10 protein-coding genes are annotated in these 12,920 nt (G+C 41.2%); all 10 read left to right on the top strand.

Going from position 1 to position 12,920, the window contains the following annotated elements; all coding sequences use genetic code 11:
- Positions 1-34: 34 nt before the first annotated feature.
- The 10 genes from ACIQZD_RS00675 (at position 35) to ACIQZD_RS00630 (ending at position 12,895) form a co-directional block, all read left to right on the top strand.
- Positions 35-1,282 (top strand): glutamate-5-semialdehyde dehydrogenase, encoded by a 1,248-nt coding sequence (locus tag ACIQZD_RS00675; RefSeq protein ID WP_402897277.1) that lies wholly within the window; start codon positions 35-37, stop codon positions 1,280-1,282.
- 80 nt (positions 1,283-1,362) lie between these two features.
- A complete protein-coding gene (locus ACIQZD_RS00670) occupies positions 1,363-1,797 on the top strand; it encodes a general stress protein (protein ID WP_402897275.1) in 435 nt (144 codons plus the stop codon).
- Positions 1,798-2,464: 667 nt separating this feature from the next.
- Positions 2,465-4,399 carry a sigma 54-interacting transcriptional regulator gene (locus ACIQZD_RS00665; protein ID WP_402897273.1) on the top strand — a complete coding sequence of 645 codons (1,935 nt, stop codon included), beginning with the start codon at positions 2,465-2,467 and terminating at the stop codon, positions 4,397-4,399.
- Between the two features lie 186 nt (positions 4,400-4,585).
- Positions 4,586-5,560 (top strand): hydroxyacid dehydrogenase, encoded by a 975-nt coding sequence (locus tag ACIQZD_RS00660; RefSeq protein WP_402897271.1) that lies wholly within the window; start codon positions 4,586-4,588, stop codon positions 5,558-5,560.
- Positions 5,561-5,646: 86 nt separating this feature from the next.
- Entirely contained in the window at positions 5,647-5,775 is a 129-nt protein-coding gene (locus tag ACIQZD_RS00655; RefSeq protein WP_402897269.1) for a hypothetical protein, read from the top strand.
- A 52-nt stretch (positions 5,776-5,827) separates the two neighbouring features.
- Positions 5,828-7,492 (top strand): thiamine pyrophosphate-dependent enzyme, encoded by a 1,665-nt coding sequence (locus tag ACIQZD_RS00650; protein ID WP_402897267.1) that lies wholly within the window; start codon positions 5,828-5,830, stop codon positions 7,490-7,492.
- 54 nt (positions 7,493-7,546) lie between these two features.
- Positions 7,547-8,716, top strand: a complete 1,170-nt coding sequence (locus ACIQZD_RS00645; RefSeq protein ID WP_402897265.1) for a Glu/Leu/Phe/Val family dehydrogenase — start codon at positions 7,547-7,549, stop codon at positions 8,714-8,716.
- Between the two features lie 70 nt (positions 8,717-8,786).
- On the top strand, positions 8,787-10,217 hold the full coding sequence (locus ACIQZD_RS00640) for an amino acid permease (RefSeq protein ID WP_402897263.1): 1,431 nt from the start codon (positions 8,787-8,789) through the stop codon (positions 10,215-10,217).
- Positions 10,218-10,350: 133 nt separating this feature from the next.
- Positions 10,351-11,793 (top strand): aldehyde dehydrogenase family protein, encoded by a 1,443-nt coding sequence (locus ACIQZD_RS00635; protein WP_402897261.1) that lies wholly within the window; start codon positions 10,351-10,353, stop codon positions 11,791-11,793.
- A 64-nt stretch (positions 11,794-11,857) separates the two neighbouring features.
- Complete coding sequence (locus ACIQZD_RS00630; protein ID WP_402897259.1) at positions 11,858-12,895, top strand: aromatic ring-hydroxylating oxygenase subunit alpha; 1,038 nt, start codon at positions 11,858-11,860, stop codon at positions 12,893-12,895.
- The last annotated feature ends 25 nt before the right edge of the window (positions 12,896-12,920 follow it).

The raw sequence follows: 12,920 nt of genomic DNA, 5'->3' as shown, positions 1-12,920 counted from the left end.
AAAATCAATTTCAAGAAAAAGGGGGAATTTGGAAATGAGTGAAGTGACGGTGAAAGGAAAGGCAGCCCAAAAAGCCAGTTATCAGCTAATCGGTTTGAGTACGGAAAAGAAGAATGAGGCACTTGGGAAAATTGCTAAACAACTTATTATTGATAAAGATTTTTTGATAAAGGAAAACCAAAAGGATCTGGAAGATGGCAGGAAAAAAGGCATCAGCGAGTCTATATTAGATCGAATTATGTTGAATGTTAACCGTATTGATGACATGGCAGCGGCCATTATGCTTTTAATCGATTTAAATGATCCGATTGGGGAACAATTGGAGACGATCGAAAAAGAGAATGGTTTATTGATTAAAAAGCAACGGGTGCCGATCGGGGTAATCGGGATGATTTATGAAGCAAGGCCTAACGTGACCATCGATGCAGCTACATTATCCTTGAAAACGGGGAATGCTGTCCTATTAAGAGGCAGCTCGTCAGCCAAATACTCCAATATGGCACTAGTTTCTTCCATTCATAAAGCATTAGAGAATACGGAAATCCCTGTAGAAGCTGTTCAGTTGATCGAGGATACGAGTCGTGAAACAGCTAAGGAACTTTTTCATCTTAATGAGTATTTAGATGTTTTGATTCCGCGCGGCGGAAAGAATTTAATTGAAACGGTCATTAAGGAGTCCACTGTTCCCGTCCTTGAAACAGGAGCAGGCAATTGCCATATCTTCATCGATCAGACCGCAGATATCACGATGGTCGAGAAAATTGTCTTAAACGGTAAAACTCAGCGCCCATCCGTATGCAATGCTATTGAGGGGCTTCTAATCCATGAAGAATGGTTTAAAGAAAATGGAATGCGTATTCTGGAACTCCTGGACGAAAAGGGGATTGAATTATATGGAGATGAAGCGGTGTGCAGCTCCTTTCCGAGAGCGAAAACGGCTACGGAGGAAGATTGGTCAACTGAGTACCTGGCTTTAAAAATCAGCGTGAAAACTGTAAAAGGTGTATCCGATGCCATTGATCACATAAACCGATACGGTTCAAAGCATTCTGAAGCAATCCTAACGAGAGATGAACAAAACGCTTCCGCATTTTTGAATAAAGTAGATGCCGCAGCAGTTTATCACAATGCTTCCACCCGTTTTACCGATGGCTTTGAATTCGGTTATGGCGCAGAAATCGGCATTTCCACACAAAAGCTGCATGCACGTGGACCAATGGGGTTACCGGCCTTAACATCAAGCAAGTACTTCATATACGGCCAGGGGCAAATCCGGGAATGAAATTCATTTATTCCATGAAAGGTTATTAAAGCTCAATTAAGGGTATTGTACAATACATTACTTTTAAAGGAGCAGATACCATGGACAAGAGGTTTATAGCAATATATGAAAATGAAAATGAAGCGACTTCAGCAGTCAAAAATTTAAAGGAACAAGGATATACATCCGATCAAATATCAGTAGTGGCAAAAAACATCGATAAATTACCAACTGAAGCCGAGGAAGTCAGCCCGGCAAAAACTGATGGATTAGTAGCTGGGGCAGCAGCCGGCGGAGCTGTCGGATTGACAGGCCTGCTTATTGGAATGAGTGCATTAGCCGTACCAGGAATTGGTCCGATATTGGCAGCAGGACCGATTTTCACCACTTTTGGCGGAGCCGCAGCCGGGGCAGCATCGGGAGCAGGCGGATTGAGGAAGCCATTATTGGATCTTGGACTGGAGGAAGCCGAAGTCGATCAATATATGGAGGATATTAAAGCAGGGAAAATCCTTGTCATAGCCGATCCTTTTTAAGTTCGCAAGTAAAACCACCTTGAACGAACAGACTTACGATGTTTGACAACTAAACTCAATAAAAACTCAAAATTAAACAGGTCTTATTTATTGAAAAACCCCGTTCAGGATTTCTTGGACGGGGTTAATCTGTTTGTAGGCTAACTTTATTGTCACTAACGATAAAATCAAAAGGAATTCCACATTGGTATGAAGAATAAAGGAATATAGTCCTATTAGCGGGGAAGGGAGGGGAATTATGGTGAAAAAGTAGAAGCTGATGCCACTTTAAGAAATTATAGATGATTTTATTCATGATGATTTTCCCCTTGAGAATCATTATACTGATGATAATGTTAAAAAGCGTTTTTCAGTGATGAAAAGCAAGTATTATTGAGAAGAATTGAATGACCATTCTTTTTGTGATATTTAATACCAATCGAAATCCATGTGATGAAAAAACCCACGATAACAGGGTTTTTTATTTTTCAAAGTGAATGATGGAATATCTTAATAAAACGGGTAATTAATCTCAAGCGTACTTAAGGCATTTACTTTTCATATTCCGGCTTTGAATGAAATACTTTGGGGCATCCTTAGCTAACTCGAATTTATCAAGTCCCTGTATGACCAGGGCCTTGTGCTTATATCCAATAACTAAAATGATTTTACGCTGGAGGTGGGTGTTTTGATAAAAATAAAACTCGTTGTTCCTCGAAAAGGGTATATTACGGACGCTTTTGAAAGATTTGAGGAATTCAACAAGTTGGAAGCATCGGAAAACAATGATAACGGATCGGTGAAGTTTGTATTAGAGGAGGTAGTTGAGGATGCCGATAAGATTGGGAAGCTGAAGCTTGATGCTGATGTAATCATCTCAAGGGGATTAATCACGAAACTTTTAAAAGAAAGCAATGAATTCATTCCAATCGTTGATATACCAGTACAAGGTATTGATCTCATTCGTTCCCTGTATGATTGCAAGGCTCGTTTTGGCAGTAAAAAAGTGGCTGTCATAGGTGCGTTAAATATGATTTATGGTGTTGAAAACCTTTCAGATATCGTTGATTTGCCAATTCAGTCCTATATATTAAATGATATCGAGTCCTCAGTCAGTTTAGTGGATTTAGCAGCCAGAGATGGCTGTGAAGTTGTGTTAAGTGGTTTAAGTACATGTAAATATGCCGAAGAAATAGGGTTGGGAGCCATTCTGGTTGATACTGGAAAGGAATCATTTCGGCAGGCGTTGATTGAGGCGAAGCGAGTAGCTCTTGTCAGCAGAAGGGAACAGGAGAAGACCAAGCGTTACCAAACGATTCTTAATTATGCTTATGAAGGGGTTATTGCTATAGATTTAAAGGGACAAATATCCGTATTTAATACGGCGGCTCAGGAGATTTTGTCCATTGCCAAAGGGAGCTTAATTGGAAATTCTATATACGATATAATAAAGCCCGGGAAATTTCGTAATATGCTTTTAAGCGACGATGAATACGAAAAAGATACGGTTGCTTACCAATCTATTCAATTATCTGTAAAAAAAGTTGGGATATTTTTAAAAGGTAAAAAAGTGGGGGATATGGTCGCCTTTCAAGATGTTACCCGCATTCAGGAGATGGAAGGGAAGTTCTTTAGAAAGCTTCATTCACGCGGACATGTGGCGAAGTACACATTTGATGATATATTGTATCGGAGTTCGGAAATCAAGAGGACGATTGAAACGGCTCAACGTTATAGTGAAGTAGATTCAAACATTCTTATAATTGGAGAAACTGGAACGGGCAAGGAAATATTCGCCCAAAGCATACATAATCATAGCAACCGTAAAAATAACCCGTTTGTAGCCATTAATTGCGCAGCCCTTCCCGAAAATCTATTGGAAAGTGAGCTTTTCGGATATGCAGAAGGAGCTTTCACGGGAGCCATGAAAGGCGGAAAGCAAGGATTTTTTGAACTGGCCCATAGAGGTACGATTTTTTTAGATGAAATAGGAGAAATCTCCCCAAAAATGCAAAGCCGGCTGCTACGTGTCCTGCAGGAGCGGGAAATCATGCGCATCGGAGATGATAAAGTAATTCCGGTTGATGTGAGAATTGTGTCGGCTACGAACAAAGACCTTATGCAAATGGTAAAAAGTAATGACTTTCGGGAGGATCTGTATTATCGCTTGAGTGTGCTGGACCTTGTATTGCCTCCTCTTCGGGAACGCAGAGAAGATATTCCGTTATTGGTGAATGCTTTTATTCGGAAGAGTCATTCGGATCAAAAACAAATCAAGATTACGGATAGTGCCATGAAAAAGCTGAGTGAAGGGAATTGGGAGGGGAATATTCGCCAATTACAAAATTTTTGTGAGCGATTATGTGCTCTTTATAAGAACAAGTTAATTGATGTGTACGATATCGAAATGTATTTTCCGAATAGAAGTAAAAAGAAAATACCGCTGTCGCAACAAGACGGAGAGAGCGATATGTCACCTGGAATACATTTATCCGAGCGTGAAAGAATTGTTCAAACGTTAATAAAGGTGAATTTTAATAAAGGAAAAGCTGCCTTTGAGTTAGGCATGAGTCGCACGACATTATGGAGAAAGATGAAAAACTTGAATATTGAAACAAATTGAAACGTAATGAAACAAATTAATTCATTTTGAAACAATTTGTTTACTTTATTTATGTCTTAATTTGAGAACTAATTCGCTTCTTTCTTAAATAAACGGATGTTTTTTATGTTGGCACAATAATTGTATATAAACAATGGAGTAGAACAGATTTTTCCTTCAAGGTTAACATGAAAGGTTGGTGGGAATGTGAGTCATTTAGTGTATATTCCTCAAGATATTGAGAAGGAGGGGAAAAGTTATTTAGTAGAAAAAGGCTTTAAGATTAAAGTAGGGTCTGATCTGTCGCAAGAAATTCTTATGGAAGAAATCAAGGGTTGTGATGCAGTATTAACGAGATCAACGGCTGTAATAAATAGAGAAGTTATTACAGCAGCTGAAAACCTCAAAGTAATAGCTAAGTATGGAGTGGGCTTGGACAATATCGATATCGAAGCCGCTACAGAGCGGGGCATTTATGTAACAAATACCCCAGAGGCGAATGCGAATTCTGTAGCTGAACATGTAATGGCATTAATTTTATCATTGTCCAAAAACTTAAGTTTGGCTGATAAAGAGCTGCGCAGCGGGAATTTTGCTATCCGTAATCAACTTTTTGGCATGGACTTGGAAGGCAAGACTTTGGGGATTATTGGACTGGGGAGAATCGGTAGAATACTGGCAAAAAAGGCTTCCGAAGGCTTCGATATGAAAGTGATTGGCTACGACCCCTATGTTACAGCCAGCCCGAATTCTGATCTGGAGATAGCAACAGATTTAGAATGGGTATTCAGAAACTCTGATGTTATTAGTCTACATCTGCCGTTAACGAAAACAACAAAAGGAATAATAGGAAGCCGTGAGTTTTCCTGGATGAAACCTTCCTCCTTTTTTGTAAACGCTTCCAGGGGCGGTGTGGTGAAGGAAATTGATTTAGTAAACGCTTTGCAAGCGGGCGAGATTGCCGGCGCTGGAATAGACGTATTTGAAGTTGAACCTCCTGATAAATGGAATCCCCTTTTTAAATTGGGTAATGTGATTGTCAGTCCTCATAATGCGGCATTGACGAAGGAAGGTTCGATACGAATGGCTGTACATGCAGCAATGCAAGTGGAACAAGTTCTTACTGGCGTGAAACCGAACTGGGCTGTAAATGAGCCCTTAACTAAAGGGGTGTCAATGTAATAATACAGCGGTAATTATCTGTTTTTTCTGATAAATAAGGTTTGAAAGATTCGAGTTTCGCATTTGTTGATAAGGATGGTGAACAAATGAAGAAAATAATCTATGTGATAAGTGCAATACCGGCACTTGGCTCAATTCAATTCGGCTGGAAGAGAAAAAACAAATTTCCGGATTGGAAAAACTTATTAAATGATAGTGGGAATGAGTTCAATTAATATAATCATAAATTACTAGACAAACACGTACTTGAAAGCGGGAGGCTTGATTATGAAAGTCAGTGGAGGAAGAGCAGTAGTAGAAGTAATGGCAATAGAAGGGGTAAAAAAAGCTTTTTGTGTACCAGGTGAAAGTTATCTTAGTGTAATGGATGCACTATATCAACATCCTGAAATAGAACTTATTTCCGCCAGGCATGAAGGAGGTGCCTCTTTTATGGCGGAAGGGTATGCCAAGGCTTCAGGGGAGGTAGGAGTTTGTATGGCAACGCGTGGAGTGGGGGCTACAAACTTAGCTATCGGCATTCATACTGCTGCTCAAGATTCAACCCCTTTGGTTGCGCTTATTGGCCAAGTCGAACGCCCTTTTAAAGAGAAGGAAGCATTTCAGGAAGTGAATTTGACGGGTTTTTTCAGTCATTTATGTAAATGGACGGTAGAGATCGATAGTGTGGAAAGAATTCCGGAATTATTGCAACGGGCTTTCCATATTGCGCGATCGGGTCGTCCGGGCCCTGTATTAGTGGCTTTGCCGCATGACATGTTAGAAGATGAGGCAGAGTTGAACATTAATCCTTCTTATCGCTCGCTTCCTCCTCAACCACATATGGAAGATGTGAAGCAGGCGATGGATACGATACGAAACGCGGAGAGCCCCGTATTGATTGCAGGCGGAGGTGTGATTCATGCTAAGGCCAACAGGCTGCTTGTACAATTTGTGGAGACAATGAAACTTCCTGTCGTTACAGCTTTCCGTCGATTTGACGCGTTTCCGAACTCACACCCTAGCTATGCAGGATGGCTTGGGTTTGGGACACCTCAATATTTACTTGATGCAATCCGTGATGCAGATGTAGTTTTGGCATTAGGGACACGATTCTCTCAAGTAGGAACCCAAGATTACACCTTGCTTTCTAAAAATACAAAACTGATCCATGTGGATATTTGTCCGGAAATTTTTGGTAAAGTGTATGCTCCTTCCCTTGCCATTGAAGCAGATGCCAAGAGCTTCTTGGAACAAGCACTGCTAACGCCAGAATCAGAATCATTTATTTCAAGCGAGGATCATTTGAAGGAATTGCACGATAAATATATGGAATTTTCTGAACCCAAGGCCGACTATACAGAAGATTTCGTGGATATGGACGGATTGATGCATGATCTTGCCGTCGGTCTGCCGAAGGATACCATCATTACAAATGATGCAGGAAACTTTTTTGGGTGGCTATCCAGATATTATCGTTTTGAACAAGAAAACACATACGTGGGGCCAACGTCGGGTGCGATGGGATATGGACTGCCTGCTGCTATTGGGGCAAAGCTGGCGCAGCCTCACAAACATGTTGTTTCTATTTCAGGAGACGGCGGCTTTATGATGACTCTCCAAGAGATTGAAACCGCTGTACGGTATAAAATTCCGACTATATCAATTGTTGTGAACAACAATATTTACGGAACAATTCGTGTACATCAAGAAAGGCATTTTCCAAATCGGGTCGTTGGAACTGACTTGTCTAATCCTGATTTTGCTGAATTGGCGCGCTTATTTGGAGCACATGGTGAAAAGGTTGAAAAAAATAGTGATTTTGCGCCAGCGCTGCAAAGGGCGATTGCTTCAGGGCTGCCTGCTGTAATCGAAGTTGCAGTCAATCCAAAGATTCTATCTGTAGGCCAAGACAAGAAGGAAGTCCACGAAAAGCTAGTGTCGAACAATTAACATTTGAAGTTAGCAGGAACCAATAAAATGAAAGTATTAAGGGAGGTTTCATAGTTGTTAAAACCATATTTAGTTGTGGAATGGAATGATACGGAAACAGATGCTAAAGGCTGGCTGGTCGTCCATAATTTTGTCAAAGGTTACACAGGCGGCGGTACTAGAATGCACCCAACGGTTACAAGAGAAGAGGTCGAGAGGTTGGCCGAGGCTATGGCTTATAAGTATGTAGCCTGTAAGTCTGAGACGACTGGCGGTTGTAAAGCGGGCATTGCCTATGATTATAAAGCGCCAGACGCATATGCAGTGTTAAGGAGATTTCTGATTGCCATGATGCCTTATATAGATATAGGGGTATCGTTAGGCAGTGATTTAGGTACCAAATATGAAGATGTGCTCAAAATATTTAATGAATTTGGCATTGATATCCCCCTAACGAAATCAATGAAGCAGAATCCGAATGTTCTGCAAGGGATAAAAGACTTCGATGAACTGCTGACGACAAAAATCGACGGGTTGTTTTTAAACGATGTCGTAACAGGCTATGGTGTGGCTTTTTCCGCAGATGAGGCATGGAAATTTAAAAGCGGAAAAGGTGGAGCGAGAGTTGTCATTCAAGGATTCGGCTGTGTAGGGGCAAGCTGCGCATTGAAAATGTCCCAGTTAGGTTATAAAGTTGTGGGAATTTCCGATGCAGCCCTTTTGGTTACGTGTGAAGAAGGATTAGATGTCCAAAAGCTTATTGATCATAAGAATATGTACGGGGAAATGGATAAAGCCTTTTTTGAACCGCATTATGATGTAAGGCCAAACACGGAATGGCTCGACATAGATTGCGACATTTTAATTCCGTCCGCATTGGAGGATGTCATCCACATATCCAATGCCAAAAGCGTAAAAGCGAGCTTGATCGTTGAGGCGGCGAACATTCCCCTTTCTTCCGAGGGAGATGAAATCATAAAACAGAGAGGAATAGATGTTGTCAATGATTTCGTTGCCAACCTTGGGGCGATAAGATTTTATGATGTGGTTATTTTCGGACTAGTTAAACCAAATCCACAAGCTGTCGTTGATGATATAGAAAAACTATGCAGGAAAAATACGTATCATTTGTTTACACAAGCTAAAAAACAAAAAAAATATCAAAGAGAAGTAGCTTATGAAATATTTAAACCGACAATCAGCGACCTTCCAGAATATGCAGTGCCTTCCGAAGCGTTATCGTGAAAATCTCGTTAACTTGTGTCAATCATAAAAGTGTTCAGGCAGTTTATCGATCAGAAACGGGGGGGACTTCATGCAAACAGAACATGAAAATCAGCCAAAAGAATTACAGCGTTCAATGAAGAGCAGACATTTATTCATGCTCTCCTTAGGTGGGGTAATTGGTACAGGTCTTTTCCTGGGCTCAGGATATGCAATCGGTGAAGCTGGACCCTTAGGAGCGATTGTTGCCTATTTGGTCGGTGGTTTATTAATGTACTTGGCAATGATTTGTCTCGGTGAATTATCGGTAGTGATGCCGGTATCCGGATCCTTTCAGGTCCATGCAACGAAATTTATCGGTCCCGCCACTGGATTTGTCATTGGCTGGATTTACTGGCTGAGCTGGGCTCTTTACGTAGGCCTGGAATTTGTAGCGGCAGGTTTGCTCATGACTAGATGGTTTCCCGATACACCAGTATGGATATGGTGTGTGATATTTACGGTACTTTTATTCACTATAAACGCATTAACAACGAGAAGTTTCGCTGAGACAGAGTATTGGTTCTCCGGGATTAAAGTACTAGCCGTCATACTATTCATAATTATCGGTGCTGCAGCGATGTTTGGATTGATTCATATGGAGGATGCACAACCTGCCCCGTTCTTTTCCAATTTTATAGGAGATGGGCTATTCCCTACAGGATTCACGGGTGTGTTCATATCGATGATGACAGTTGTGTATGCTTTCCAGGGATCGGAAATCATGGGTGTTGCAGCAGGAGAGACGGAAAACCCGCAAAAAAGCATTCCTAGAGCGATTCGAAATATCGTAATACGTGTACTGCTTTTCTATGTACTAGCAATCTTTGTTCTATCGGCAATCGTTCCGTGGAAAGAAGTTGGGGTACTGGAAAGCCCATTTGTTACCGTGTTTGAAATGGTAGGCATTCCTTATGCAGCTGACATTATGAATTTCGTAATTTTGACGGCGGTCCTCTCTGTAGGAAACACGGGTCTGTTTGCTTGTACAAGGATCCTTTTCTCCCTTTCTCAAAACGGTATGGCACATTCTTCATTTGGAAAGCTCAATCGGCGCGGTGTACCTATGAACGCCTTACTCGTCACGATGGTCTTTGCCTTGCTGTCTTTACTTACTAGTGTAGTAGCGGAAGAAACGTTATTCGTTGTACTACTTTCCATAAGCGGGGTTGGAGGGGTGCTTACTTGGATGGCGATTGCGTTCGCACAGTACAGATTCCGTAAGCAGTATATCAGAGCAGGCGGAAAGGTTGAAAATCTGAAGTTTAGAGTACCTTTTTTCCCGTTTGCCCCGATTCTTTGCATCATTATGTGTCTTGGTATTTTCGTGTTCACCGCTTATGATCCGACACAGCGAACTTCGTTGTATTGGGGATTAGGTTTCGTCGTTGCTTGCTATATATTTTACTATTTTAGATATGCGAGAAGGAAAGTGGAGGTGCCAGCCTTAACAAATGAACAGCCCAACGATTTTATTCAATGAGATTATTCTTAATATGCCAGACTAAAGAAAACGTTCGGGTATGCAGGAATCGTTGAAGTATCCATTTAGAAGTTTCCGGTTATAAGCAAACCTATTATTTAAAAGTAGAAAAATAGAATACGGAGGAAATCGTATGCGTTACTTAAATTATATTAATGGAAAATGGAAAGAACCCACTACAGGGGAGTATAAGGAAAATCTTAGTCCCCATAATGGTGAAAATTTAGGGGATTTTCCATCAAGTGCCGCGGCTGATTTACATGATGCAGTGGCAGCCGCAAAAAATTCATTTCCTGACTGGAAAAAGCTGTCGTTTCAGCAACGGGCTTCATACTTGCAGAAAGCAGCTGATATTTTGAAAAAGAATATTCAGGAAGTGGGTCAAGATTTGATAAAGGAAGAAGGGAAAACATTCTTGGAAGGGATGGGGGAAGCCAATCGTGCTGCCAGCATACTTGAATATTATGCTGCTGAAGCCCGGCAGCCAATCGGGGAAGTAATTCCTTCAGCAAATGCCAATACATTTTTATACACTATCCGAACCCCGCTAGGTCCGGTGGGGTTGATTACACCATGGAACTTTCCTATCGCCATCCCTGTATGGAAATTGGCGCCGGCCCTGATTTACGGGAATACAGTCGTGATTAAGCCGGCTGATCTTACACCTAAGTCGGTCTATCATGTGATAAAAGCATTTGATGAGGCGGGTCTTCCGCCTGGTGTCATCAATTGTGTATTCGGAAGGGGTTCCGTCATTGGTGCTGCGTTAGTGGAACATCCGGATGTGAAGGCCATATCTTTTACCGGCTCGAATCAAGTAGGTCAGCAAATTCAAAAACAAGCCATTGAGCATGGAAAGAAAGTGCAAGCGGAAATGGGAGGGAAAAACCCGCTTGTCGTCCTCGCCGATGCTGATCTTGAAAAAGCAGTGGAAATAGCTATAGGCGGAGCTTTTAAATCCACAGGGCAAAAATGCACAGCCACTAGCCGGGTGATTGTGGAAGAAGGAATTTATGAAGTATTTAGGGAACGACTTGTCGCGCGTACGAAAGAACTAAAAGTGGGCGACCCGTTCAAAGAAGAAACATATATCGGTCCCGCTGTATCTAGATCACAACGCGATGGCGTGCTTGAAATGATCGATGTTGGGAAATCAGAAGCTACGCTGTTGTGTGGAGGGGAGATTCCGGCAGAAGAAGAATTGGCGAACGGTTTTTATGTCCGGCCGGCTATCTTTGAAAATGTTCCACAACATGCCCGCATTGCACGTGAAGAAATCTTCGGACCAGTCATCGCACTTTTTAAGGCCGGAAATTATGAGGAAGCAGTTAAGATGGCAAATGATACAGAGTATGGATTGAGCGCAGCAATTTGTACAAACAATTTAACGTTGGCTCAACGGTTTATTGAAGATGTGGAGGTGGGTCTTGTTCATGTCAATTCGGAAACAGCAGGAACCGAACCGCAAATGCCATTTGGCGGATGTAAAAATTCAAGTGCAGGCAGCCGTGAACAAGGGAAGAGTGCCGTTGAATTCTATACAGAGGTCAAGACAGTCTATATGGATCGGGTATAACTGAAATGGTACCAAGCATTTTTTAAACTTTTAAATTAGATGATAATCTGGAGGGATTTTCAATATGTCTATTAAAGAAAATGTACAGTTCAGCCCTACACTCCCTTATTCACGGTATGTCGAACCAGAGGTATTCAATGAAGAAAGAAAAAAAATCTTTAGAAAGAGTTGGATATTAGCTGGCCATGCAAGCCAAGTTGAAAAAGTAGGCGATTTCATGACAATAGACATCGCCGGAGAGCCTATTATCGTTTCCCACGGTACTGATGGTGAACTGCGTGCTTTTTACAATATTTGCCCTCATCGCGGAATGAAAGTGGAAAACTCCGATAAAGGAAATAAGAAAATTTTACAATGCGGATACCATGGATGGACGTTCAAATTAGATGGAAGTGTGCATAGAGCTCCTAATTTTAAAACGAATGAACTGGGAACACACAGCTGTATGAAATCCATTCGCTTAGAAGTTCAGAATGCTATGATATTTGTCAATATAGATAAAAATGCACCTTCTATGGCAGAAGCATATCAGGAATTTTTAGAGGAAATGAAAGAGTATCCCTTCTTTGATTCACTTAAACTAGTTAGGGAAACCAGGCGTGTAGTAAAAGCTAATTGGAAAGCCGTTGTTGACAATTACCTTGAATGTGATCATTGTTCCATTGCTCATCCTGGTTTTGCAAAATCCTTTGATTTATCAAACTTTTGCACAACGACACACGACAAATTCACCTATCAATATATGACAGCAAGTAAGAATGGCGAAGGTGATCAAGCGCGTTTTTATTGGGTTTGGCCAAATATGATGATTAACGTTTATCCAGGAGACGGGAATGTGAATACCATCCAAGTAATTCCTGTTGATGCCGTGACGTCGTTAGGTATTTATCGTGATTATTCCCTCAATGAAAAAACAACCATAGAAAAAGAAGAATATTTTAAATTTGTTGATCAAGTACGGCAGGAAGATTTTGAACTGGTGGAAAAACTGCAAAAAGGATTAAGTTCCGAGGCATTTACAAATGGTATCTTTTCTCCAACTGAACATGCTGCAGTCTATTTTCATGAACTTATTGATAAAAAGCTCCAGACTAACAACTGAGCTGCCAAATGGAATGCACTTAATA

Source organism: Peribacillus sp. NPDC096447 (assembly GCF_044762725.1).
GTDB lineage: Bacteria > Bacillota > Bacilli > Bacillales > DSM-1321 > Peribacillus.
Note: the sequence above shows the minus strand (reverse complement) of the source record. Positions and strands in the feature narration are given on the sequence as shown.